General features: G+C 37.8%; 19 protein-coding genes and 1 pseudogene. 9 read left to right on the top strand and 11 right to left on the bottom strand.

The annotated features are described in order from the left end of the window. Window positions 1–6: 6 nt before the first annotated feature. The gene (locus tag BKP35_RS16965) at window positions 7–1,386 is read right to left on the bottom strand and encodes a Glu/Leu/Phe/Val family dehydrogenase (RefSeq protein ID WP_071314567.1); all 1,380 of its coding nucleotides are present in this window, start codon (window positions 1,384–1,386) and stop codon (window positions 7–9) included. Between the two features lie 402 nt (window positions 1,387–1,788). Between BKP35_RS16965 and BKP35_RS16970 the strand changes: the two genes are divergently transcribed. The 4 genes from BKP35_RS16970 (at window position 1,789) to BKP35_RS16980 (ending at window position 7,042) form a co-directional block, all read left to right on the top strand. Continuing rightward, on the top strand, window positions 1,789–2,988 hold the full coding sequence (locus BKP35_RS16970; RefSeq protein WP_071314568.1) for a flavodoxin family protein: 1,200 nt from the start codon (window positions 1,789–1,791) through the stop codon (window positions 2,986–2,988). Between the two features lie 375 nt (window positions 2,989–3,363). Next, entirely contained in the window at window positions 3,364–5,622 is a 2,259-nt protein-coding gene (locus tag BKP35_RS16975; RefSeq protein WP_071314569.1) for a TOTE conflict system archaeo-eukaryotic primase domain-containing protein, read from the top strand. A gap of 594 nt (window positions 5,623–6,216) precedes the next feature. Further along, window positions 6,217–6,345: a hypothetical protein gene (locus BKP35_RS20165; protein ID WP_281244266.1), complete on the top strand. Its 129-nt coding sequence runs from the start codon at window positions 6,217–6,219 to the stop codon at window positions 6,343–6,345. 136 nt (window positions 6,346–6,481) lie between these two features. Beyond that, window positions 6,482–7,042, top strand: a complete 561-nt coding sequence (locus BKP35_RS16980; RefSeq protein WP_071314570.1) for a hypothetical protein — start codon at window positions 6,482–6,484, stop codon at window positions 7,040–7,042. Between the two features lie 56 nt (window positions 7,043–7,098). Here the strand turns inward: BKP35_RS16980 and BKP35_RS16985 are convergent, their stop codons facing one another. Then, entirely contained in the window at window positions 7,099–8,106 is a 1,008-nt protein-coding gene (locus BKP35_RS16985; RefSeq protein ID WP_071314571.1) for a zinc-binding dehydrogenase, read from the bottom strand. Window positions 8,107–8,476: 370 nt separating this feature from the next. Here BKP35_RS16985 and BKP35_RS16990 point away from each other — a divergent pair, with 370 nt between their 5' ends. The 3 genes from BKP35_RS16990 to katG all read left to right on the top strand — a co-directional run bounded on the left by BKP35_RS16990 (window position 8,477) and on the right by katG (window position 12,603). Next, the gene (locus BKP35_RS16990) at window positions 8,477–9,334 is read left to right on the top strand and encodes a protein-glutamine gamma-glutamyltransferase (RefSeq protein ID WP_071314572.1); all 858 of its coding nucleotides are present in this window, start codon (window positions 8,477–8,479) and stop codon (window positions 9,332–9,334) included. A gap of 183 nt (window positions 9,335–9,517) precedes the next feature. Continuing rightward, on the top strand, window positions 9,518–9,703 hold the full coding sequence (locus tag BKP35_RS16995) for a YjcZ family sporulation protein (protein WP_071314573.1): 186 nt from the start codon (window positions 9,518–9,520) through the stop codon (window positions 9,701–9,703). A gap of 689 nt (window positions 9,704–10,392) precedes the next feature. After that, window positions 10,393–12,603, top strand: a complete 2,211-nt coding sequence (katG, locus tag BKP35_RS17000; protein WP_071314574.1) for a catalase/peroxidase HPI — start codon at window positions 10,393–10,395, stop codon at window positions 12,601–12,603. 232 nt (window positions 12,604–12,835) lie between these two features. On the opposite strand, the gene BKP35_RS17005 is transcribed toward katG, so the two are convergent. Both BKP35_RS17005 and BKP35_RS17010 read right to left on the bottom strand, forming a co-directional pair. Then, complete coding sequence (locus BKP35_RS17005) at window positions 12,836–14,005, bottom strand: cation:proton antiporter (protein WP_071314575.1); 1,170 nt, start codon at window positions 14,003–14,005, stop codon at window positions 12,836–12,838. Beyond that, the gene (locus tag BKP35_RS17010) at window positions 14,005–14,490 is read right to left on the bottom strand and encodes a cation:proton antiporter regulatory subunit (RefSeq protein WP_071314576.1); all 486 of its coding nucleotides are present in this window, start codon (window positions 14,488–14,490) and stop codon (window positions 14,005–14,007) included. The genes BKP35_RS17005 and BKP35_RS17010 overlap by 1 nt, the downstream gene beginning before the upstream one ends. A gap of 368 nt (window positions 14,491–14,858) precedes the next feature. Here BKP35_RS17010 and BKP35_RS17015 point away from each other — a divergent pair, with 368 nt between their 5' ends. Further along, entirely contained in the window at window positions 14,859–15,452 is a 594-nt protein-coding gene (locus tag BKP35_RS17015) for a CBO0543 family protein (protein ID WP_071314577.1), read from the top strand. A 210-nt stretch (window positions 15,453–15,662) separates the two neighbouring features. Here the strand turns inward: BKP35_RS17015 and BKP35_RS17020 are convergent, their stop codons facing one another. The 6 genes and pseudogenes from BKP35_RS17020 to BKP35_RS17045 form a co-directional block, all read right to left on the bottom strand. Then, window positions 15,663–16,448, bottom strand: coding sequence for an ATP-binding protein (locus BKP35_RS17020; protein WP_071314590.1), 786 nt, complete (start codon window positions 16,446–16,448; stop codon window positions 15,663–15,665). 21 nt (window positions 16,449–16,469) lie between these two features. Next, entirely contained in the window at window positions 16,470–18,413 is a 1,944-nt protein-coding gene (gene cooS / locus BKP35_RS17025; protein ID WP_071314578.1) for an anaerobic carbon-monoxide dehydrogenase catalytic subunit, read from the bottom strand. 288 nt (window positions 18,414–18,701) lie between these two features. Next, on the bottom strand, window positions 18,702–19,361 hold the full coding sequence (locus BKP35_RS17030) for a Crp/Fnr family transcriptional regulator (RefSeq protein ID WP_084031722.1): 660 nt from the start codon (window positions 19,359–19,361) through the stop codon (window positions 18,702–18,704). Window positions 19,362–19,586: 225 nt separating this feature from the next. Beyond that, window positions 19,587–19,763, bottom strand: a pseudogene (locus BKP35_RS19065) (hotdog family protein); the annotation flags it as partial. A gap of 136 nt (window positions 19,764–19,899) precedes the next feature. Next, window positions 19,900–21,735: a coiled-coil domain-containing protein gene (locus BKP35_RS17040; protein ID WP_071314579.1), complete on the bottom strand. Its 1,836-nt coding sequence runs from the start codon at window positions 21,733–21,735 to the stop codon at window positions 19,900–19,902. Next, window positions 21,732–23,798, bottom strand: a complete 2,067-nt coding sequence (locus BKP35_RS17045) for an efflux RND transporter permease subunit (RefSeq protein WP_071314580.1) — start codon at window positions 23,796–23,798, stop codon at window positions 21,732–21,734. Before BKP35_RS17045 ends, BKP35_RS17040 begins: the two co-directional genes overlap by 4 nt. A 143-nt stretch (window positions 23,799–23,941) precedes the next feature. On the opposite strand from BKP35_RS17045, the gene BKP35_RS17050 reads away from it, so the two are divergent. Then, window positions 23,942–24,508 (top strand): TetR/AcrR family transcriptional regulator, encoded by a 567-nt coding sequence (locus tag BKP35_RS17050; protein WP_071314581.1) that lies wholly within the window; start codon window positions 23,942–23,944, stop codon window positions 24,506–24,508. Window positions 24,509–24,601: 93 nt separating this feature from the next. On the opposite strand, the gene BKP35_RS17055 is transcribed toward BKP35_RS17050, so the two are convergent. Then, the gene (locus BKP35_RS17055; RefSeq protein ID WP_071314582.1) at window positions 24,602–24,859 is read right to left on the bottom strand and encodes a hypothetical protein; all 258 of its coding nucleotides are present in this window, start codon (window positions 24,857–24,859) and stop codon (window positions 24,602–24,604) included. Window positions 24,860–25,340: the final 481 nt, after the last annotated feature.

The raw sequence follows: 25,340 nt of genomic DNA on the forward strand, positions 1-25,340 counted from the left end.
TCCCAATTAATATAACTTTCCTTGTGTGTAGAGCACCGTTGATAGTTTCATGACCGAATGAATGTAGCAGTTTTGGCGAAGCGGGAATGGATCTCCAAAAAATTGTGGTAAGATCATATCCATTGTTTTTTGCATTTTATCGGCTAAAAGTTTAAAAACCTGCTCCTCTGTGTAAAATTGCGTTTCGCGGCCTTGTAACCACTCAAAGTAAGAGACAATTACGCCCCCTGCATTCGCTAAAATGTCAGGAATAATAATGACACCTTTATCACTTAAAAATTTGTCTGCTTCCTCTGTAATTGGGGCATTCGCACCTTCAACGATAATTTTTGCTTTTATAATGTCCATATTATCTAAGTGGATTTGATCTTCTAAAGCAGCTAACGTAAGAACATCAACATTAAGGGTTAGGACGTCTTCCCGAGGTCGGATTTCTGCTTCTACTCCACTTGCTGCTAACTGTTCTTCGGTTGTTGGTAAATCACCTCTGTTTTTTGCTGTAAAATGAATTAAAGCAGGTATGTCTAATCCACTTGAATTATATAGTGTTACATTTCGGTCACTAACTGCTATAACCTTATTTTGCACTTGATCACATTGATAAGCTTCAAGTGCACAAACAGAACCGACATTACCAAATCCTTGAACGGCCATCGTTAAAGGACGCTCTCCATAAGCTAATAACGTTTTTGCAAAAATATTATCCGTTTTTGTAAGGAGTGTTTTTTGCACTTTTAAAAAATCATAAATCATATATTTGAACGTAAAGTAAACACCTTTGCCTGTCGCCTCTCTTCGACCTAATGAACCGCCACTTACAACGCTTTTTCCAGTAAAGCTGCCTCGGTAAGGTTCCCCTCGTCGAATACTCTTGTACTCGGCCATCATCCAGTCCATTTCCCTTTCGCCTGAACCTACATCAGGTGCTGGTATATCCTTATCTGGCCCAAGAATATCGTTAAAATATTGAACGTATTTTTTAGCAATGAGGTACAATTCAGCCACTGAGTAATCTCTTGGATCTAAAACAATACCTCCTTTTCCACCACCAAAGGGTACATCATGCAAAGCATTTTTTAATGTCATTAATGATGCTAGATTAATAACTTCGCTTTCATTCACTGATTCGTGAAAACGAATTCCCCCTTTGTATGGTCCTAAACTGTTATTATGTTGAACTCGAAAGGCAGGCATTCGAACAACTCTTCCATCTTCTAAAGCAATCCGTAAAAATGATTTATGAACATGGTTAGGGGTTGAAAGAATCGCAGTTAGTGAAGTAAATGCTTGCTTACGCTTTTCATCCTGCAATTCTGGCAAGAAATTTTTATCCTCTAATAGTGCATCTAATGACGCTTGAATAATCTTACGTGTTTGACTCTCCATAAAAACACAACCTCCCTAATTAAACAATTCTTTTTAAAAACCTCTTAGTGCTAATACCCGTATTTCTAATAGTTAATCTTTCTTGATGGGACAGGGGGTGGTAATCCTGGCCAAATGTTACTTAACGATTACACGCTTTATTTCATTTACGATGCGACAACTACCTATGATAAACACGGCAACATGCTAGTGTTTAAGTCACCTTTGTTTCACAATTTTTTTAATGTTATACGAAAAACCAACGGTATAAATGGTATAATTTAGAAGTTCACTAGCACATTTCGTGGAATTCTCTTTTTTAGTTTACCTTTTTAAAATTGAACGACCAATGATATCGCTGAGACGCTGCTGCCATCACTCTTGACAAACATGCAAGAAAAGTATATTAAGGGAGAGATAAAAATGAAAACGTTGTTTGATCTAAGGGAAAAACAAGAAAGTGAAATGTATGATACGATCGAAAATCTTTATGATGAGCCTCTGAACATCGTGAAATTAGGAAATCAAACGATAACTCCATGTACTGGCTGTTGGACCTGTTGGCTAAGAACCCCTGGCAAATGCGTAATGAAGGATCAAATGACTGAATTTTATCCTAACTATGTAAACAGTGATACTGTCATTTTGCTTATCGATACCGCTCAAGGATTTATCAACCATCAAGCGAAAGCTTTTATTGATCGAACCATTCCTCACTACCATCCATATATAGAAATGATCGATGGAGAGTGTCACCATGAGGCTAGATACGATTCTTATCCTAATATGGTATTTTTCTATGAAACTGATAACTTAACAAATCAAGAAGGACAAGTGATTGAAGATTATTTGTATCGCACTGCTTATCAGTTTAAATCTAAAGGCTACCGCATTGTAAAAGATGGCGCACTTCAATTGCTTCCATTGGAATCAAGGAAGGCTAAAAACCGACTTGTGCCTTTTTCGTCAATGGAACCGATGGAAAAACTAGTCATTTACAACGGTTCTCCTAGAAGGACTGGCAGCAACTCGACACTTATTTTGAAAAAAGTTGCTGAAGTCCTCGGTGATAAAGTTGAGATTCGCGATTTGAAAAAAAGAGATCAATGGGAGGAATGGGCAGAAGCTTTTAAAGTTGAAAAACATATGATGCTGTTTACGCCCCTTTATGTTCATGCAATGCCTTCCCACGTCATGAAGTTTATTGAGAAACTTCCAGCATCAAAAGGAAGTATAAGCTTTTTTGTACAATCTGGTTTTCCTGAAAGTAGTCAATCTCACTATCTTGAAGCATATTTTGAACAGCTCGCTCTTCGACTCGGAAGAACTTATCTGGGTACAGCCATTAAAGGCGGGGTTGAAGGTTTGCAGATGAGACCAGCTAAAGCTCAACAAAGCATGATGGAACCAATCGTCAAAGCTATTGCGAACTTAGTGGATGAAGGAAAATTTAACGAAACAAAAGTATTCCAATTAGCCAAACCCGTTCGATTTGAAGGGGGCGGCAAACTTTTCTTTAAATTATTTTTGAAGTTTGGACTATTAAACTATTTTTTCTGGGATGCACACCTTAAAAAGAATGATGCCTATGAGAAACGTTTTGATCGCCCTTACTTATCTTAAACTGCGGAGGGACAGGGGGGCAGGTGCATCGTCGCAGTTGAATTCGGCCTTCCCTTCTTTGTGTAGCAAAACAAAAAAAGCTAGAGAGTTGTCCTCTCGCTTCCCTAAGCTTGAAGTTGCTTTTATCCTTGCCTGATAACAACTCCCTAAATCTGATCATCTCTTTTTCAAGACATTAAGTACCGAGCACCATACTTCTAGCTGGGACATGGTCCCCTCATCCCATGTTTTGCTTTTAATTCTAAAAAAAACTCAGTACGTTTCTATTTTTTTCGTTCCTAGTGTCACTCCCCGAAAAATCCTGTTTCAAACTACTACATTCAATCAATTTCGGTTACAATTGTACCATATAATCGAACAAATTGAGGGAATGTTATGAATATAGAAAAAAGGTTGAAACAAGCATTAAAAGAATGTGAGCGATTGCGAGCGGAAAATAAATACTTAAAGGATCTGTTAGATAAAAATCAAATCTCTTATTCTGCTCCCGATACTAATTTTGTATATGAGGGTGATTCTAAAGCTTCAAAAACTGAGATTATTAATAAAAGAATTACGATTTTTAAAAGTTTATTCAGAGGAAGATCAGATGTTTTTGCCGTTCGATACACTTCCGCTAAAAATGGTGATGGTTACACGCCAGTCCGTCAAAAAAATCGTAAATATGTACCTCTAACTGACCGGGAGATTTATGATCATTTAAGTGGGAAACAGACAATAGGTATCTATCCTTTATTAGAAAATCATATGTGCTATTTTTTAGCTTTCGATTTTGATAAAGGAAACTGGGTTGAAGAGGTAAAATCGTTGATTGCGGCTTGCCAAAAGTTCGATGTTCCTACATCTATAGAAATCTCTAGATCGGGGAACGGTTGTCATTTATGGATTTTCTTTTTAGAAATGATACCAGCATCTCTTGCTCGTGAGTTAGGAAAATTTTTATTAACTCACACCGGGCGAAAATTAACTTCCTTTGATCGCATGTTCCCAACGCAAGATTTTGTTCAAAAAGGCGGCCTCGGAAATTTAATCGCCCTCCCTCTTCAACGTGAGCCAAGAAAAAGTGGGAATAGTCTGTTTTTAGATGAAAACTTCGAACCATTCTCTGATCAGTGGCGCTACCTTGCATCTATAAAGAGGGTATCAAAAGCAAAGATCCATAGCATTTTAAAATCAACGAATGAAAATATAGAAATAAATATGTTAGAACAGCTTTCTCTTACTTTGAAAAATGGCATTCATATTAAAAAATTCGAGCTTCCTTCTGAATTTTTATCGAAGTTAATCAAAACTGCTACTTTCGGGAATCCTGAATTTTTTAAAGCACAAGCAAAGCGTTACTCAACTTATCGAATTCCAAGGTTTATAGATTGCTCTCAAATTGAAAATGATACTGTAATCTTACCAAGGGGCTGCTTTGAAAATATCAACAATATTGCAAAAGAGCATTCTCTCCCGATAAAGATTGAGGATAACCGTAATGTAGGTGAAAAAATTGATGTTCATTTTCACGGGCAATTGAGTTATCAGCAGGAAGAAGCTGTTGAAGCAATGGTTAAGCATGATTGTGGTGTGTTAGCTGCTGATACTGGATTTGGAAAAACGGTGACAGCTGCAGCGATCATTGCTAACAATAAAATCAATACACTTGTTATTGTTCACCGTACTCGATTAATCGAACAATGGATCGAGCGTCTTTCTCAATTTTTGAATATCTCTAAGAATGATATTGGGCAAATTGGTGGTGGGAAGAACAAGTCTACAGGAGTTATCGATGTGGCGACAATTCAAAGTCTCCGTCGTAAAGATGGTTTGAGATCAGAAATTACGCAATATGGTCAAGTGATCGTTGATGAATGCCATAGCATCCCAGCCGTGAGCTTTGAAAAAGTATTAAAAGCGATACGAGCAAAAAATGTATATGGCTTAACAGCGACTCCCATTCGAAAGGATGGATTACATCCAATTATTTTTATGCAGTGCGGTTCAATTCGCTATAAAACTGATCCGAAAAAACAAGCAAAAATACGCTCGTTTACGCAAACATTAGTCGTGAGAAATACTATTTTTAAAACAAATGAAACAGATATTCAAAAAATTTATTCTAGCATCTCATTTGACGACGGACGCAATGATATGATTTTTGACGATGTTCTTCTCTCACTTGAGGAAAAACGATCACCGATTATATTAACTGAAAGATTAGAGCATATTGAAGAACTAAAAAATAGATTTAAAAACTTTGCGAAAAATATTATTATTCTTTCTGGCGCTATGAAGAAAAAAGAGCGTACCGAAGCAATGCAAAAACTTTTAGACATTCCTGATACGGAAGAACGATTGTTGATTGCGACTGGAAAGTATATTGGAGAAGGTTTTGATGATCCACGATTAGATACTTTATTCTTAACGATGCCAATCTCTTGGAAAGGAACCCTGCAGCAATATGTCGGTAGACTTCATCGAAATCATTGGAATAAATCAGAAGTGAAGGTTTATGATTATGTTGACAAACACGTTCCTCCCCTCTTAAAAATGTATGAAAAAAGATTAACAGGCTATAAAGCCCTAGGTTACAAAACTAAAGAAGATAAAAAAGGTAGTCATGATAGCGAGCAAATGCAGTTGTTTTAATACAATAATGGAGTTATGCGGAGGGACAGGTGCATTGTCCCAGTTGAATTCAGCCTTCCACTATTTTCTTATTTAAGCGAAAAGAAAGAAGCATGAGGTCCCTCCTTGCTTCAAAGAAATAACGAATTACACAGGAGGGACCTGACCTATCTCCATTCTAACTTTAATTCGTGCCTGTCAGAGCAACCAAGCCTAGGTTGACCTGACAGGCACTTATTTTTGATTTCATAGATAGCTAGCGGACATACGTTCCTCTATTTTGTCAATTTTAGCACTTTTTTCGTTTTTACGGACATATGTTCCGTTATTTTAAGAAAATCAGCACCGATCGATGTGATTTTGAGCAAATAAAGGAACTGATGTCCGCTTAACTTTTAATAGTTGCCCTTTTCAGCTAAATAAGGGATCTCATGTCCGCCAGCACACTGATACGCGCACTTCCGTTCAAAAAAACAATGATAATGCTTGCACAGCTTTATCCATTTACATACTTCAATTTTTATTGGTTATTTTAAAAATAAGATATGTAATTGTATAACTTAAACAAAGTAAACGCGTTCAAACTATATCAAAAAAGCTATTGGAGGGGTTCTCATGGAAAAAGGTTATTACTTAGCAGACCTTACTGAAAATGAAAAAGAAAAATTATCGAAATTCGAAGAAGAGCTTGGGATAGTATTAATTGCTTGGGAAAAAGATGCCGAGGGCAACAACGAAGTTTAAACGTGTGACTACTTGCAACAAAAATCTTCACCTTAAGTGGTGAAGAATTTTTTGCTTTAAAAATGGGCATTTTATTCAAGTCAGTTAATTGGCTTGTTTTCACATTTCGGCACCTTTAAAAAAGGAGAGAATAAGTATGATCGCTTATTTTGGAGCTATGGAGAAATTCGAAAATTTTAATAAAGAAACGCTCATTCAAAATGCACAAGACGATATTAAAACGATTGGATTTTGGTTTACTTCTGATATCAAAACTGCGATACCTTATGCAATCGGAACTGAGACTGTTTATGAAAAATCAGAAACAGAATTTTGGGAAGATGGAGAACCTAAGGTAGTTCCAATTGAAAGACCGGTAATTGGCTTTATTTACAAAGTATATATCGATGAACCAAATCTTAAGATATATCAATCTAATTCAGTTGATGCATATGAATTATTTATGACCGACCGTGATAAATACTGTGATTATTTCAGTACAAAAAAAAGAAACCTCACCTGGAAAGATGAGGCCATTCTTTTAAATAAAGATGAAGCTAATGCAAAATTTCGTAACAATTTAATTAATCACGGGTATGAAGGTTTTTTAATACGAAATTGTAAACTTCAAAATGGTGTAACTGACTTATATTGCTTTTTTTCAGTCGATGCTCTTCACATTTCTGATGTTATACCGGTAGAAACTTTGGATTATTGAATGACTTTCACATTTTAAGTGTCAAGTGACTTTGGATGCTCTTCGCATTCATAAGTTTATTCACTAATTTCAAGGGTAATCTTTCCGAAATTCTCTCCCTTTTCCATATACAATTGTGCCTCTTTCGCATCTTTAAGAGAATAACATTTATCAACATAAGGAGAAATCTTGTGTTCTCCAAAAAATTGCAGCATATCTTTAAAATCTTCTGGACTTCCCATTGTTGATCCTTTAATATCTAATTGTTTAAAAAATATCCGCGGTAGTAATAGCTCTTTAATCGGTCCACTTGTAGCACCGAAGTTAACGATACGTGCCGCAGGGTTTGCTAAGCTTAGCATATGATTAAAGTTTTCTCCACCGACACCATCAATTATAAGATCTGCGCCCCCCATCAATTTTTTCATTTCTTTTACCCAAGAATCCGAGCGATAATTGACGCCACCTTTAGCCCCTAGTTGTTTTGCTTTTTCAAGTTTCTCATCACTACTAGAGGTAACAAAGACATTCGCACCGTGAGCCACAGCGATTTGTAATGCTAATAAAGCGACACCACTGCCAATTCCGGGAATAAGAACGTTTTCTCCTTTTTTGAGATTACCCCTGAACATCAGGGAGCGAAAAGCCGTTAAAGCTGCTAAAGGCAGTGCGGCCGCTTCTTCCCAAGAAAGATATTCTGGTTTTGTAAATACATTTTCAGCTGGTGCTACCACATATTCCGCGTATGTACCGTTCGTTGGCATTCCTAATATGTGATGTTCCCGTCCATTGTAGTTTCTATTTTCTCCCCAATTTAACGCAGGATTAATAACCACTGCACTACCTACCTTAATGTCAGATACTTGGTTTCCGACAGCAACGACTTCCCCTGCGCCATCTGATCCTAAAATAGACGGAAGCTTCATCCCTGGATACATTCCATAAGTAATCCACAGATCTCTTCGGTTTAACGCTGCATATTTGAGTCGTACTAAAACTTCATTTTCTTTCGGAGTCGGAACCTCCACATCTTCATATCGTAATTGATTAGGCCCACCTAGTTCTCTTAAAACAATCGCTTTCATTTCATAAACCCCCTCTAAAATTTTAAATGAGCGAACGCTCGCTCATTCATTAATAGAATTTTCTTAATATTTATTATATTAGAACATTTAATCTCTTACAAGTATTTCAGGGACGGGTTTGATGTGCACTCCAGTCGCGAGGGTCAGGGGTACAGTGTCCCATTCGCTCCTCTTCTTCTATCAATTCTAGCAATACACTTTTGAATATTCCAGTAATATGTGCGTTAAGCTGCTCGCAACTACATACAGTCTGATATGGCTCAATTTAGGTAATTATGAATTCACTCTATTGGAAAAACATTATTGAAACGAAATGCGAATACGATAAGTATGAATACAGATGATAAGCAATCTTAGAATGGAGGATTATATGATACAAATATCAGGGGTACCGCTTCAGCTCAATGAAAACTGGCAGCTTGAAAGTATTGAAAGAACCATCATTCAACATATGCTTGATGCTCCCGTGTTATATTCTTATTATTCCGAGGGTGAATTATTGTTTGAAGTTAAAGTACGTAAAAACATGATCAAAAGTGCAAAGGCAATGGATCAAGGTCAAGCTGAGTTTACCACTTTTGAATATGCCCGCTGTAATCCCAACTACTGGCAATTAACAAGGCAAGGCGGGTTTCTGATAAGACCTGACGTGCAACCGGCTGATGCGATTTTAGACATTTATAGGAACAGTTCACTGTATGGATTTGAATGTGCAACTGCTGCTGTCATCATTTATTACCATGCCACTTTGTATAGTATTGGCAGCAATTTATTTAATGCTCTGTTTCAAAATCTTTATCTTTATAGCTGGCATACTGATCCTGACCTAGGTATAACTACCTTTCATGCAAATCATTTTTTACCCGGTGATGTAGTTTATATTAATAATCCTGACTTTCATCCCAATACACCATGGTTTAGAGGCCTTAATGCCGTACTTCTTGACGATGGTCGATTTTTTGGACATGGATTTTCGATAAGGACGTTGGAACAAATGATTGAAACTCTCAATGAATTCAGAAAACCCGGCAGTCAACAATCAGCTTATTTAGCAACTTTAGTGACGAGGCCTTCTTTTAACCATTTAGGCAGCTTGGTAAGTCAGCAAACAAGTCATAGAGCATACAAATTGCAACATCCGATTGTTCACCATAACGAAAATTCCATATCCTATGTGCTGTATCTATATTATCTATCTAATGGAATTAATGAGACAGAAGATAAATAGAAACCGAATAAAACTCGTTTCATTTCCCGATATATTCAATGCGCATGTGCCTATTAAATTACTTATTACAACCTAGCATCACCCATTACACTCACCCATTTTCTGTATAGACGGGCTCAAATTTTATCTCTGAGAGTATTATGTAGGTATAACCACACTAACCCAAAGAAAGGAAGTGTAAAAATGTATTCTAACTTACCACCGACTCTCGGAGCAAATGTTCCACCAAATATTCCACCTATGCCAACTTATGCAGCTCCTGCTTATGGTTATGGCTATGCAGCTCCTGCTCGTCATACTAATTATTTCACTTTAATCGTAGTGCTATTTATCTTATTAGTCATTGTAGGTGCAAGTTATATCGCCTAAAAATGCTACCTTAACCCACTCACTTAAAAAATTCCTGTACAGTGCACACTTGTACAGGAATTTTTTTGATGTTAAAAGTTTAATCAATTTCATAATTAAATATTTTCGCCACTGAGTATCTATATGCAGTTGCGTTAAAGCGCTCGCAACTACATAAAGTTTGATATGGCTCAATTTATGTGATTATGAAATTCACTCGAAGGTGGGACAAAAGTGTCTGACACCACGCGGATCCTACTAAATATAGACGTAAAGATTTATCATATGTCTATATTCGGTGTCTAGCGGTGTCTGACACTTTGTTTTGTCCCACCCTCTTTCATATTTTCGAGCTAATGACTTTCTCACGATATAGACTGCGCTACCGTGGACCCATGATATCTACAACTAAAAAATAAACAAACACCACTCAAATGTTACAAATTTGTGTTTTTAGTGGTTATCATTTTTAATTTCAGGGAATAGTTTAGTAGAATTTATAATAGGATAATTATTGATATCCAGTTTCAAAGTTTCATTCTAAATTAAGGAATAATTATTTGAGTGAATTTCGTAATTCTTATAAACTAGCCACATCAATCTACAGCTCGTTAAAAACGATTGAACTCAACGAGATGTTGCATCCTAGTGGCGTCAAGTAAGGGTTATGAAATTTTTAAGCTCAACATTTACACGGAGGGGGAAAAAATATGGACGCTAAAAACAATGGTAACACTGGAGGATGCCCGTTTGGTCACGGAGGCGCTACTAGTAACATATCTAGCGGTACTTCAAATCAAGACTGGTGGCCAAATCAGTTGAACTTGAACATTTTACATCAACATGACAGAAAATCTAACCCTATGGGAGAAGAATTTGATTATGCAGAAGAATTCAATAAGCTAGACTATGACGCTCTTAAGCAAGATCTTCACGATTTAATGACCGACAGCCAAGATTGGTGGCCTGCTGACTACGGACATTATGGACCGTTATTTATCAGGATGTCTTGGCACGCTGCAGGTACATATCGTACAGGTGACGGCCGAGGTGGTGGTGGCACGGGCGCTCAGCGTTTTGCTCCACTTAATAGCTGGCCAGACAACGGCAACCTTGATAAAGCCCGTAGACTTCTTTGGCCGATTAAGCAAAAGTATGGTAACAAAATCTCTTGGGCCGACTTGCTCGTTCTAGCAGGTAATGTTGCTATTGAATCAATGGGCGGAAAGACAATAGGTTTTGGAGCAGGACGCGAAGACATTTGGCACCCAGAAGAAGACATTTACTGGGGTAATGAAACAGAGTGGCTAGATGATAAACGTTCCACAGACGAACGAGATTTTGAAAATCCACTCGCAGCGGTTCAAATGGGGCTTATTTATGTTAACCCAGAAGGTCCAAACGGTAATCCAGATCCGCTTGCAAGTGCTCAAGACATACGCGAAACATTTTCACGTATGGGAATGAACGATGAAGAAACAGTTGCCCTAGTGGCTGGTGGTCATACTTTCGGTAAGGCACACGGAGCTGGAGATGCGTCTTTAGTTGGACCAGAGCCAGAGGCTGCCCCTATTGAAGAGCAAGGCTTAGGTTGGATAAGTTCACACGGAAGCGGTAAAGGTCGTGACACGATCACAAGTGGTATTGAAGGTGCTTGGACGGCCAATCCGACACAGTGGGATAATGGTTACTTTGATCTATTATTCGGATATCAATGGTGGCTAACAAAGAGTCCTGCAGGTGCATTTCAATGGCTCGCTGTAAATCCTGATGAAAAAGATCTCGCACCAGATGCTGAAGATCCATCTGTTAAAGTTCCGACGATGATGACCACGGCAGACATGGCATTGCGTTATGATCCAGAATACGAAAAGATTTCTCGTCGTTTCCATGAAAATCCTGAAGAGTTTGCCGATGCTTTTGCTCGTGCATGGTTCAAACTATTACACCGTGACATGGGTCCTAAAGAAAGATATTTAGGTCCTGAAGTCCCAGAAGAAGATTATATTTGGCAAGATCCGGTACCTTCTGTCGATTATGAATTAACTGATGCAGAAGTAGCAGCGCTAAAATCAAAGATCCTAGATTCAGGGCTTACAGTTAGCGAACTTGTAACAACGGCTTGGGCTTCAGCTAGTACCTTCCGCGGCTCAGACAATCGTGGTGGCGCGAATGGTGCCCGCATCCGTCTTGCCCCACAGAAAGATTGGGAAGTGAATCATCCGGTACAACTTACAAAAGTGCTAAATGTACTTGAAGGCATTCAAAGTGACCTAGATAAGAAAGTTAGCACCGCTGATTTGATTGTTCTTGGTGGTAGTGCCGCAGTAGAAAAAGCAGCTAGAGATGCAGGCGTTGATGTAACGGTTCCTTTCGATTCTGGACGTGGCGATGCCACACAAGAGCAGACGGATGCAGAAAGCTTTGAAGTGCTAGAGCCTATCGCTGATGGGTTCCGCAACTATCAAAAGAAAGAGTACAGTGTAAGTGCTGAAGAACTGCTAGTAGACAAGGCACAACTGTTAAACCTTACTGCACCAGAAATGACTGCACTTGTAGGTGGTATGCGTGTTCTAGGTACAAATTATGGCGGCACACAACACGGTGTATTCACTGATCGTGTAGGCACACTTTCTAACGACTTCTTTGTTAACTTGCTTGACATGGGCGTTGAATGGAAGCCTGTAGAAGACGGCGTATATGTAGGCCGTGATCGCAATACAGGTGAAGTAATGCGTACAGCAACTAGAGTTGACCTAGTGTTCGGTTCAAACTCTGTTTTACGTGCCATTGCAGAAGTTTATGCCCAAGACGATAACAAAGAAAAGTTTGTACGTGACTTTATCGCTGCCTGGGTCAAAGTAATGAATGCAGACCGTTTTGACCTTAAGTTGAAGAAAGATCAAGTAAGAGAAAATTAAAATTCTGAAGGGGCTGTCCAAAAGTTTCGGAAACTTTTGGGCAGCCCCCTTCTTTTTTTTAGCGATACGAAAAAAGCTAGTGAACTTTCCCCAGGCTCCAAAAACAAACGTATTCAAAAAGGCCAAAGATATTACACCCCAAAAAAAGCGCCTCCCCCAGCACAGTAAGCTTTAACGCACTGGGGGTCAGGCACCTCAAGTAATAGGAAATCTCAATTTAGCTTCCAGGTGTTTAACTCGGTATTGCTATCTTTTGTTTCGGTTTCTTTTTACCGTATATTTTGTCAGCTAGTTTTGGGGCAAGTTGGAATAAAATGATCCCTATCGTTGCGATGATTAAAATGTAAATACCACCAAATAGCGCTAAACTACCAACTGCTAAACTTGCTATGATAACAGAAAATTCTCCTCTGGACACTAGTGACAAACCAGCTTTGAATGCTAGTTTCTTAGATAAACCGTACCATTTCCCCCCAACAATACCAACAATCACCTTCGCTACTATTGTATAAAGTACTAACGTAATTAATAATCCTAACATTGGGATCTCGCCAAATTCGATGGTTGTACCAAAGTAAAGGAAAAATAACGGTAATAATAAGTCTTTCATCGGTAAAAGTAAATGTTCGATTGGTTCTGGTCTCTTCACTTCCGCTAGCGTAATCCCAATTAAAAATGCGCCAAGTACCTCAGATAAACCAAGGTGAAGTGCTAAACCTCCGTAACTCAATGCTAAGCCGACGAGTAGCATGATCATGACATCACTATTAATGTAAGAGTCAAAAAAGTCAGCTAGCTTACTAAATACAAATACCCCTAATAAAATAGCGACGACTGTCATGATAATAATCTTTGTAAATACCATGCTAAGTTCAAATGCCCCTAATGCAGTACCTGCTGTCAACGCTACTAAAACGGCAACAACGATTGGTGCGACGATATCTTCAAAAATTAATATCCCCAGCATAAACTCACTCTCGGTGTTTGCCATCCGTTTATTACTTTCTAACATTTTAGCAGTAATGGAACTGCTCGTTGCGTATGTGATACCACCAATAATAAATGACGTTAAGAAATCTAAACCAAATAACAAACAAACCGCCATAACTACACCCAAATTTAACACGACATCTAGAATACCGGCAGGCGCAATTTTCTTTGCAATTTGAGCAAGTCTTTTAATTGGGAATTCCAGGCCTAGTAAGAAAAATAGTAGGATGATTCCTATTTCACCGGTTACATGTAGTAACTTTAAATCAACGAAAAAACCACTCACTACAATACCTAATAAAATATAAATAATGACATTCGGTATTTTCACTTTAACTCCAATGAAACCTGCAGCAAATAATAGTAAAAATAATATTCCTGCATTCAAAATAATCGGAAATTCTGTAAACATTATTTGGCACCCACTAACACTTCGAATGCATCAATATGTTCACGTTTTCCTGCGACCATCAACGTGTCGCCTACCTTTATAACTTCATCCGGTGCTGGAGTTATGATCGTATCATCACCACGTGTGATTGCGATAATCGAAACACCGGTTTGTTGACGAATGTTTGAATCAGTTATTGTTTTGTCTACAAACTTGCTGCTCACACTTACATTGAACCACTCCATTACTAGTTTTCCTTTTAGAAACTTTACTTGCTCTTGATCGACTGGTTGGTATGTTGCGCCTAAAAGTTGTGCGCCTAACTCTCGTGTTTCTTGAGATGAGAGTTCTACTGCATAGTCAGCCTCATCATCATCTTCGTGTTGTGAAAAATATAAATCTCGCTTCCCACAGTAATGAGAGATTATATTAATCTTTTCTCTCTTTGCTGTTATGAGTGTGACCTTTTTTCCGATATGTGGTAAATCTGTAACTTTGACTTTCATTCGCTTACCTCACTTTAAAAATAATTTAGTTAGTAACTACATTTTAGTATTTTCATAAATAAAAGTAACTAGTTTTTTTGTGAAATTCCTTTTTCATTTAATAGAGTGAATTTCATAATTACCAAAATCGAGTCACACTAAACAATATATAGTTTGCGAACGATTTTGTCGCAACTATATATTGATCTTAGTGACGAGAATAATGAATTATGAACTTCATTGAATTTAAACTAATTTCCTCAAACGTGCAAAAACAAGTTGCTAACACCATTTATTTGAACCCTTATACTTCTTTCAAGAATATATCTCTAATATTTAGCCAATTATAAGTAATAAATGGAAATAATTTTTTTAGGAGATATCACTTCATGTCTTTATTTAAACTATTAACCGCAATAAATGTATCTTCGGCCACTACTAACTGGGATGAGATCATCCACTTACACCGTGAGCTTAAAAATATGTTAATGACATATTGGATGACCGAAACTGTAGTTACTTTCAATTGGTGGTTTCTTTTGTTCACTACCATTGTTTTTTTCGTCGTATGGTTAATCGTTTTGGACAAGAAAAGAATTATAGAGATTGCTTCATTTGGCCTTTTAGTCGGAACAGCTGTATTCGTTTTAGACATGATCGGTATTTCGTTAGTTTTATGGTCTTATCCAGACAGATTATTCCCGTTGATAACCCCAATCGTTGAAATTCATAAGTTTCATCTACCGATTATTTATATGATTATTTATCAATACTACAACACTTGGAAGTCTTTCTTAATTGCTTTAACAACCGCTTCTTTTATTTTTGCTTTCATATTAGAGCCAGTGACTGCGTGGTTAGGGATCTACGAAATATATCACTGGAAATACATATATTCCTTCCCTATTTATATTTTTGGTGGCGCTGTTCTTAGATGGATAATTCTCAAAGTGAAACAAGTTGAAAAGAAGAAAAATATGTAGCGTGTCACTCCCCGAAAATTCTTGTTTCACAAAAAGTTTATTCCAGTTTATCAGGAAACTTTGTCACTTACTTATGTTGCGTTCTTAAATGTGAGTAATTTCTTAGAAACAAAATGCAATAAGTAACTATCATGAACTATAGTCACTTATTGCATTTGTTATTTATATAATTTATTTATGACTGGCTGTCCCCCACTTTTGGAACTATATTTACACAGGTTTCATTTCGTATTGTTTTAATAAAAAATCATAAATCGGTTGTACATAAGACAAGCAGCTAGGTGAATGCTCAAATAATGGGATACCATTTAAGTCCGCTTCTGGTGCTTCCCGCATGTAAGGGATCGTACCGATGACTGGAATATTTCCTAATGCTTTTTCAATTTCTGCCGCATTGTTTCCGACACATTTATTAACTACGGCATAAATATTATTTACGCCAATGTCATTTGCTAATTTAACAATTGTCTTAGCAGTTGCAATACTTCTTTTTCCAGGCTCAACGACAATGATGAACGCATCGACACTGCCTGCTGTTCCTCTTCCTAAATGTTCAATTCCTGCTTCCATATCACAGATCACGGCATCATCATCATTTAAGATAATGTGATTTAACAAAGCTTTTAAAATTGTACTTTCCGGACAAGCACAGCCTGCTCCACCACTTTCAACAGAACCTAACTGCAACAGTTTAATGTCATTATGAACTGAAACATATCTTTTAGGTACGTCGTCAACCGTTGGATTTAACGAAAACCATTGTCCACTAATACCAGGTTCAGCCCCTGTTCGCTCTTTAATAAGTTTTCTATCATTTGCAATTGTTTTAACATCTGCTAATTCTTCTTCTGAAAAGCCAAGTGCCATCCCAAAGTTAGCATCTGGATCTGCATCAACGGCTAAAACTTCTTTTCCATTTTGTTTTAAAAGGTGTGCTAAACAGGCCGATAAAGTCGTTTTTCCGACGCCACCTTTTCCAGTAATTGCAATCTTCATTCCTTTCACGGATCTTCCCCCCTATTTAGCTACTAATTTATTTAGTAATGTCTCTCGTTTCATATCAATTCGTTCTAGTAATAATTTGGCAGCAGTATAAGGGTCTTGTTCATAAATGAGTTTGCCACCAAATAATTTATCTGCATTGACTTCATGTTCATCTGTTCGATCTCCGTAAAGGACATTCGTTACAAATTCGGAACCAGATAGTTGTGGACTAACCCCAATGTGAACGTCAATGCCATGAGCGATAAAGAACGTCCCAATCGATAAAGCTTTCGGGCTATGAGTTTCCGGACACGAGCCAACAGCTGGAAGTTCATTCATCGAAACACCTAAACGATTAGCAATCGCCGTTAATAAATCTGCGGGTCTAGAATTATCAACGCAACTCCCCATATGCATTGTCGGTGGCAAACTTGGTAAACCAGCGGCATTCCCTACGGCTTCTAACACTTCTTTTAAACCTTCACCACAATACTCTAATCCATCAAAGTTCATTAAATTATGCTTCGCTAACGAATGCGCGGCACACCCTGTTGATACGACTAATACATTATTTTTTAATAGTTCTTTTGTTACGACCGTATTTCCGTAATCTTGTTTTTCTCTTGGGTTCGTACAGCCAACGAGTGCAGCAATCCCACGTATTTTACCAGAAACAAGCGCATCGATCACTGGCTTTAATGGATCTTCTCCATTAAGCCCTGATAAAGCTTCAACGATTTGTTCGGTTGAAAAACCTGCGTAAGCATCGACTGTTTGATCAGGTATCGAAATTTTTTCGGGATCGCGTTTAGAAAACCTGTTGATCGCCTTCATAACAATTTCTTGGGCAGCTTCGTCTGCTTCTGATGGTTCAAAGTTTACATGAGTTGCTCCTGCAATTTTAACGTACGGAAGAGTTGTAATGATTTCAGTATGATAGCACTCTGCTACTTGTTGGATACCTGGCATAATACATTGAATATCAACAACCATCGCTTCGAGTACTCCTGAGACGATTACTAACTCTTGACTTGAAAAGCTAGAAGCGACTGAAACTCCTTGTCTCATTAATAATTCATTTCCAGTACAGCAAACGCCAACAATGTTAATTCCGGTCGCTCCTTGTTTGATTGCTTCATCTTCAAGCCTTCTTGACCACTCCACGCTTTTTTCCGATAGCATCGGAATATGACCGTGCACTGCAATATTGATCTTTTTTTCATCTAAAACAGCCATGCTATATTTTGCTTTTACTGCTTTCGGGGTGCCAAATAATATATCTTGAAGGTCGGTCGATAAATGAAGTCCCGCATACCCATCAATCAATCCCATCGTCACTCCACCGAGGATTAAGTTTGTTGGGTCTGCATCACATCCCATCGCATTTCTAGCGACTGCTTTCGTAATTTCTAAATGAGCATTCACCGGAGTAATGCCCAGTTTGTTCCACGTATTTAATGAATCTTCATGAGCGCGAAGCTTTACCCAGTTCATAATCCCTGTTTGCTTTTGAAAATCTTCTAACGCTTTTAAAGCAACTTCTTTCGCCACTTCATTCATCGATAAATCTTCAGTAACAATTTCTAAATCATGAGCGACTCGATATAACTTATCGACGTCTTTAATTTGATAAGGGGCTTTTCCTTCAGCCACTTCCAACAATGTTAACGCCACTTCTCTACCGTGCTCGGCGTGCCCTGAAGACCCTTGAGTAAGATGATTTAAAAAACTACGAGCGACGATTTGGTGAACATCGGCGCCACATACACCAGTTTGTGGCCCTTTTCCATTTGGAGCAATACGGCAAGGTCCTTCCAAACAATGCCTGCAACAGACACCGGTTGAACCAAAACCACAAATATTCATCATATCGGCTCGATCAAACGCAGTTAAAACATTTTCATTTCTCGCCTTATCTAGTAAAAATTGTACTTGAGGGTCGATGGAAACGCTTTCTAAATCACGCATCTTTGCCATGAAATCTCCTCCTTTTTGTTCCATTATAAGAAACCGTGAAGATGAAAACTGTCGGGGAGATGACATTTTCAGAATTTATTTATTATTTTAATGAATGTCATAATTCAAGATTATTGCCATTAAGTAACTATATGCACTTGCGTTAAGTCGTTCGCAACTACTTATAGTTTCATATGGCTCAATTTATGTAGTAATGAAATTCACTTGTTTGAGTGAAATATCAAAAAATAGACACATCATGCTACACCAAAGAAGTTGAACTCAGCTTGGTGTAGTATATTAGTGGCGTTAATGTTTTTCATTTATGAGTGATTTTAGTTGATCTATGTTATGGACCGTAAGCTTTTTTTTACTAAAACTAATGATTTGTTCTTTTTGAAGGTACGTTAACACCGAACTAACCGTTTGCCTAGTTGAGCCAACAATTGTTGCAAGTTCCTCTTGAGTCAAACCTAATGGTATTTCAACTCCATCTTTCTTGACCTTTCCCTTTGAATCTAACATCGATAAAATAAAAGCATAGATTCGTTCATTGACATCACGGAATGCTAAATTTTCGATGACATTAAATGTTGTTTCAAGTGTACTTCCTACTGCTGATAAAACATTTAAAGCAAAGCTAGGGTACTCTATAATCATTTCCCGAAACAGTCGCAACGGTAAAAAGGCGACTTCCGTTTCTTCGACCGCAATCCCTAGCCCGCGAGCATGCCCACTGTACACATCCCCTTTGTCTAAAAGGGCCACTGTAAATTCTTTACCGTTCGGATAGTTTAATGTAACTCGTATTCTACCATTCAAAATTAAGTACATATATTCATTATGACTATACGGTTTAAAAGCAATTTCTTTTTTTCTAAACGTTTCAATTCGGCAATTGTATACGTATTTTTCTAACATCGCTTCTGGTAGTTCATGAAGTATTTTTGATTGTTTCAATTCATCCAATTTATTACACTCCCTGTAATTTTATAGGTACTAACACTGCCTGGAATTACAGAATATTAAAATACTTTTCTATTATAGCGTACATTAATGAATTTCATAATTCATTATTTTCGCCACGAAGATCAATATATAGTTGCGTCAAAACCATTCGCAAACTATATATTGCTTGATGTGGCTCGTTTTTAGTAATTATGAAATTCACTCACATAAGGAATTGATTAAATAAATTCTCTCTTCACAAATGATTGTGTCTTCTGTATATACAGGTCTCAAAAATTCGAAATTCATTTTACGAGCCAATAAGTTATGATCCCCACCCACTTTTGTTGGTAAAGTTGAAGTAAGTAAACCTTGAACCACAAGTCTTCCTTGTTCATCTGGGGTGATATGATGAACCCGTTCTAAACAAAAGAAGGCGCCTACTCTTTTATTTGAGTATAGCGCTCTATTACAACTTGATGCTTCCTTCAATGACCTAGTAGCTCGAGATTTACCTTCTTACATCAATTCTCTTCTCTCACTAAGAACTCTTGCTCTATTACGTAAACAAATTCTTTAAACGTTGCCAAAATCCAACGCTCTCTTCTTCCTCAACAATCGCTGTTTCTTCTTCGTCTTCTCGTTCAATTGCTTCTGTTTTTAAAATAAATTGTACAGAATTAATGTTTGTGTTTTTCGGTGACACAAAGGATACCGGCTCGAAGTCAGATGTATTGAATTCGTCCATCATCTCATTAATCTCTTCCTGCATCTTTTCAGGTAAATCTTTAGTTTCATCAGCTAATTCTTCGGTTCCGTCATAAAGCTCTCCTACACCACTTTCTAGTTCAGACGTTCCTTGTGCCAATTCATCGAACCCCGAATCAATTTCATTATAGGCGTCCGCAAGCTGAGAAACCCCGTCGGTATAGGAAACAAGACCTGAATGGAACTCACCGTAATTGTTACTAAGCAAGGCGATCCCTTCTTTTAATTCGCTTAATGCGTCCAACCCTTCCATATTTTCAAAAGCTACGGAAAGTTCGCTAGCGATCAACGTTAATTGGTTCCCCATCTCATTGACAGCTCCGCTTGTTTCTTCAAGTGTCGTCTCTACTGCAGTAAATGCTTCTTTTATTTTGTCGTATGTTGCTTTGGCAGTTTGAGCAGCAACATAGACATCCATAAGATAATCGATCGTTTCATGATTTTCTACAGACGTAGTCGCATATAGTTGCTGAATATCTTCTTCTGTCACAGCTTGCGCAGGAATGTGTGACATCGCATCGTCCAAAGCAGAATAGGCGATCGAGAAATTTTCATTTAATAGAGTTAAGCCTTCAGCTACTTCCCCTAGACCATCGGCGATTAATAATAAGCCTTCTGGCAATTGTTCCAATTCGCTTAAGTCCATCTCTTCAGATGAGCCATTCAACTCCTCGTTTAACCGTACAAGTGATTCACCAATCACCTCTGACGCTTCCTTGATTTCAGAGGAAGAATCATTGATTTCGCTCATTCCGATATTGTATTCACTAGAGCCGTTATTTAAGCTTTGAACACCATCGTTCAACTCTGAAACACCTGTTTTTAAATCAAAAACACCGTCATTTATTTCTCCAATGGCATCACTTAATGTCCGCATTTCGCTCGTCATTTCGTCAAGCTCTGGATTATCGATCGTCATTGATAATGGAACCGCAGAGATATCGATCCCTTCCATCTCAAAATCCACGACATCTCCTAGAAGACTAATTTCCCCGTTACTTTCAGGCATCACCGTATAAGTGAATTGTCTCTGCTTCCCGACATTTACAATCGTCGCCTCTGGTGCTTGGATATTGCTCATTAAGTCTGTATCAAGAGTTAAAGAAATTTGCATAGCATAGTTTTCAAAAAACAGCGGGTCGACGTTTTCATTTTGAGATGTTTTTATCTTTAGCAGTAAGCTGCCCTCTTTTCCTGCCAGTTGATCAGGAGAAATTTCATCTCCCTCTAGGTTGTAGGAGATTTTAACATCCCATGGCAATTCGTGGTCTTCTAAATTACCTTGATAGTAAAACCATCCGGGCGAAGCTTCGAGTTGAACCTTATCACCAACTTGCTCAATTTCGGATAAATTTGTTAAATTTCTCACTGACGTATAATCTCCAAAATCGATGATCGAACCAGGTTTCGTTACATTTAACATATTCACAACATATAGTTCATTTAAAGTACCGTTCGCACTTAACCTGCCGTACACAACTTCATCCTTTGAAGAAACTTCGCCAATGGCATTCGTATCTATTTTTGCTTCATCGGTGGAACGATCACTTCCATCGTTTCGATCAGCCCCTCCATAGTAGGGAAAGACGAGTAACATCGCCATAAAAACTAAAGTAATTTTTTTCATTTTGCATTTTCCCCCTTAAAGAATTTCGCTTTTAACGTGGTTTTACCAATCACCTTGTCAAACACAATCAACACCGCTGGTAGGAAAAACAGTACCATCACAAAAGCTAGCAAGGCTCCTCTACCAAGTAGTAAACCGATCGATGCGACAATAGGATTCGTAGAAGTAATCCATAAAATGAAGCCGACACTCGATAAAATCGCCGCCGAGATCGAAATCGAGAACGTCTTTTCATTTAATGTTTTTACAATCGATTCTCGAGCAGTCATCTCTTTTCGATTTTCTAGATAATTTTCAGTAAAGAGAATCGCATAATCGACCGTTGCTGCAAGCTGCACAGTACCAACGACCAAGTAACCTACAAACACTAAAGGTGTTTCTGTAAAATATGGTACTGCAAGATTAATCCATACGGACGCTTGGATCGTCAGTAATAAAACGACCGGAATCGAAATCGATTTGAATGTAAATAATAATACGGTAGCAATCGCAACGACGGTCAATGTATTGACAACTGTATTATCTTTCAATACCGTTGTTTTCATATCGTACAAGGAAACACTTTCGCCAAGAGCGAAAAATTCTTCACCATAGTACGACGCGGCTATATCGAGAACCGTTTCGACGACGTTGAACGCCACATCACCTTCAGATTCAGTATTTGTAAAAAGGATGATTTGACTATAGTTTTCTGAATGAAACTGCTCCGTAATAGATTCATCTAAATACTCTGGTGGTATAGCCGGACTGACCGATTGATTATAAGAAATCAAGCTTGTAACGCGATCGATTTTTTCTAAATCTTGTTCAAGGCTTACTTCTCTCGCGACATCCCCTTTCGGAACGAGTAGCACAATAGGCGTTGACGTTCCGAATACTTCATCAATTGCGACAATGTCGCTTCCTAATCGGGTGGTCTCTGGCTGTTCACCGATTCCATAAATAAATGTTGTTTCTTTTTGTGCTAAGTAACTCGGAACAATGACGAGAAAAACAATAAGTAAGCTAAGCACTCTTACCTTCATAGCGCTCTTACCGACAGAGTTAAAACTTGGTACGAAAGATCGATGTTGAGTTTTATCGATCCATTTATAAAACAATACCGTTAATGCTGGCAAAAACACCATTACACTAATAAAGCTCAACACAATCCCTTTAAGAAGGTTGATACCTAAATCTGCGCCAATTTCAAACTGCATAAACGTAAGTGCCATAAAACCGAAGAACGTAGTGGCAGCACTCGCTGAGATCGCAGGAAATGATTTTTTTATCGCTAGTTGCATCGCTTCTTCTGGATTATTCGTCTGTTTTCGATAATCTGAAAAACTATGCAGAAGAAAAACGGCATAATCTAGTGACACAGCAAGCTGTAAAATAGGAGCCACAGATTGAGTAACGAAGGAAACTTCTCCAACAAATATGTTCGTACCTAAGTTTATAATGACAGATACACCAATCGCAGTTAGGAAAAACACCGGTTCGATCCACGAGGTTGTCGATAGGATGAGAATGATAACAATGAGAGGAACTAACAACAAAGCTGCATACAACGATTCGCTAAATGCCATTTTCTGAGAAACCGCAGTATCGACCGCTTCTCCTGCCAACGCATTTTCATCACCGATCAGCTCATAAATCGCGTCTGTAACTGCTACTTCATCACCTTCACGTATCGTCAAAGAAAACAAGGCATTATTTTCCTTATAATAAGACTCTACTAAATCCTTTTCTATCATTTCTATAGGAATTTTTAAATCAATGACCTCATCAAGCCAAACTACATCAGAAACACCATCAATTTCTGCAAGCAATTCTTTATATAAAAGTGCTTCCTGCAAGGATACATCTTGTATCATTACTTGCGCGTTCGCCAGTGAGCGATCAAATTCTTCTTCCATGACCTCGATCGCTTTTGTCGAAGGTGCATCTTCTGGCATGTAGTCACTCATATTGTAGTTGACCGAAACAAAAAACTGTGCAATTGCACTGACCACTGTTAAAATCATAAAAATAATCACAATAGGTTTTTTATATTTAATGATTTTTCGAGCGATGTCTGACATAACTAACCCACTCCTTGCATAGTAACTAATGTCTAATTATAATAACACTGTGTTGAATAATCAACGAACAGTTGGTTAGCAAACGCCAAATAACCAACAATTAAAACTTAATTGTTGGTTAAGTAACAAAAAGGAGAATTTCGATGAGTTTAAAATTAGACCGACGTAAAAAATATACTCGCAACGTTTTGAAAGAAAGTTTTATGAAACGAATGAAAGAAAAGCCATTATCAACCATCACAATTACAGAAGTGTGCGAAGCTGCAGATATTAATCGATCAACCTTTTATTCCCATTACAAAGATTTATATGATCTTCTATATCAAATCGAGGATGGCATCATCGAAGACATGAATCAAACGCTGTCCGCTTATAATTACACTAAAGATGATGAAGCCATTCAAATGACAGAAAAGTTATTACAGTACCTTGCCGAAAATCGTGAAAGCTGTCAAATCTTATTCAGTGAACATGGTGATCCCAATTTCCAAAAAAAAGTAATGGTGTTAGCCCATACTCATTTATTAAATTCATTGATGGCCGACAGTAATAACATCCCCTTCTACTCCGAATACGTAAGTCTATATATCGCCAACGGAAGTATTCATATTGTCCAACATTGGTTGAAAAACGGGGTAAAAGAATCACCGAAAGAGATGGCCGAATTGATTACTAAGCTTGCCAATAAAGGACTTTCCGCTTTTCAATAAGGTACTGAGGGGCAGGTACACTACCTATATATACTCTTTTAAAAATAGAGTACTTATATCCAATAGCCCTACTTACTTTAATAAATCTCAGTTTTAGTAATGGAAGTAAGGACTTTGAGGATATCCGTAAACTGGGTATGGGTAATGATATGGGTATTGGTAATAGTATGGTGGTCGATAGGCATATCCGAATCCTGGTCCTGGAGTTAATAGTGCTCCAGTAGCAAGACCACCTAAAAAACCAAGCCCTAATCCAAGTCCTGGTCCAATAAATCCAGGTGCAACTCGTTGGTCACCGGCATGACGGCTATACGGCTGAGGATGTAGCATGTAATGATAATGATTATACAAAGTGATTCCTCCTCTTTTATTCTCATTACACTAAATGATATGCGTCTATAGCCTAATCGGATTGGGTTAACGCCTGTTATGAAACGAATATTGGGAAAAAGTAATTTATGGCATAGGTAGACCTGCCCCTAGTTCGTTAAAGTTTACTGCACTTCGGATTTCACATTTATTATATTAAAAAGGTAATAAATGTTTTAAACTTGCTTAAATTATTAAAAGTGCAATTTTGTGACTATTTTATGAAAATAATTTCATTGTAGTTGTTATTTATTTAGATAAAATATAATCTAAAAAAGATACATATCTATAAGTGTTTTATGCGACTTTTTTACTGAAATTCTAAAAAGATATAAGGAGCATTCCTGTTAGAAGGATTTTCGGGGACTTGAAAAAAAAAGAGCCCTCCTGGTATGATACGGGGTGTCAAATCGTGCACCGAGATGACCCCTAACTTAGTTAACCAAGGAGGACTTCATAATGA

Origin of the sequence: Anaerobacillus arseniciselenatis (assembly GCF_001865995.1) — a bacterium.
Classification (GTDB): domain Bacteria; phylum Bacillota; class Bacilli; order Bacillales; family Anaerobacillaceae; genus Anaerobacillus; species Anaerobacillus arseniciselenatis.

Excerpts from the sequence above, each read along its gene's own strand:
- BKP35_RS17005 (WP_071314575.1), bottom strand. The coding sequence starts at position 14,005 with ATGTTTACAGAATTTCCGATTATTTTGAATGCAGGAATATTATTTTTA.
- BKP35_RS17045 (WP_071314580.1), bottom strand. The coding sequence starts at position 23,798 with ATGTCAGACATCGCTCGAAAAATCATTAAATATAAAAAACCTATTGTG.
- BKP35_RS16965 (WP_071314567.1), bottom strand. The coding sequence starts at position 1,386 with ATGGAGAGTCAAACACGTAAGATTATTCAAGCGTCATTAGATGCACTA.
- BKP35_RS17010 (WP_071314576.1), bottom strand. The coding sequence starts at position 14,490 with ATGAAAGTCAAAGTTACAGATTTACCACATATCGGAAAAAAGGTCACA.
- BKP35_RS17050 (WP_071314581.1), top strand. The coding sequence starts at position 23,942 with ATGAGTTTAAAATTAGACCGACGTAAAAAATATACTCGCAACGTTTTG.
- BKP35_RS16995 (WP_071314573.1), top strand. The coding sequence starts at position 9,518 with ATGTATTCTAACTTACCACCGACTCTCGGAGCAAATGTTCCACCAAAT.
- BKP35_RS16990 (WP_071314572.1), top strand. The coding sequence starts at position 8,477 with ATGATACAAATATCAGGGGTACCGCTTCAGCTCAATGAAAACTGGCAG.
- BKP35_RS17020 (WP_071314590.1), bottom strand. The coding sequence starts at position 16,448 with ATGAAGATTGCAATTACTGGAAAAGGTGGCGTCGGAAAAACGACTTTA.
- BKP35_RS17040 (WP_071314579.1), bottom strand. The coding sequence starts at position 21,735 with ATGAAAAAAATTACTTTAGTTTTTATGGCGATGTTACTCGTCTTTCCC.
- BKP35_RS16970 (WP_071314568.1), top strand. The coding sequence starts at position 1,789 with ATGAAAACGTTGTTTGATCTAAGGGAAAAACAAGAAAGTGAAATGTAT.
- BKP35_RS16975 (WP_071314569.1), top strand. The coding sequence starts at position 3,364 with ATGAATATAGAAAAAAGGTTGAAACAAGCATTAAAAGAATGTGAGCGA.
- BKP35_RS16980 (WP_071314570.1), top strand. The coding sequence starts at position 6,482 with ATGATCGCTTATTTTGGAGCTATGGAGAAATTCGAAAATTTTAATAAA.
- cooS (WP_071314578.1), bottom strand. The coding sequence starts at position 18,413 with ATGGCAAAGATGCGTGATTTAGAAAGCGTTTCCATCGACCCTCAAGTA.
- katG (WP_071314574.1), top strand. The coding sequence starts at position 10,393 with ATGGACGCTAAAAACAATGGTAACACTGGAGGATGCCCGTTTGGTCAC.
- BKP35_RS16985 (WP_071314571.1), bottom strand. The coding sequence starts at position 8,106 with ATGAAAGCGATTGTTTTAAGAGAACTAGGTGGGCCTAATCAATTACGA.
- BKP35_RS17015 (WP_071314577.1), top strand. The coding sequence starts at position 14,859 with ATGTCTTTATTTAAACTATTAACCGCAATAAATGTATCTTCGGCCACT.
- BKP35_RS20165 (WP_281244266.1), top strand. The coding sequence starts at position 6,217 with ATGGAAAAAGGTTATTACTTAGCAGACCTTACTGAAAATGAAAAAGAA.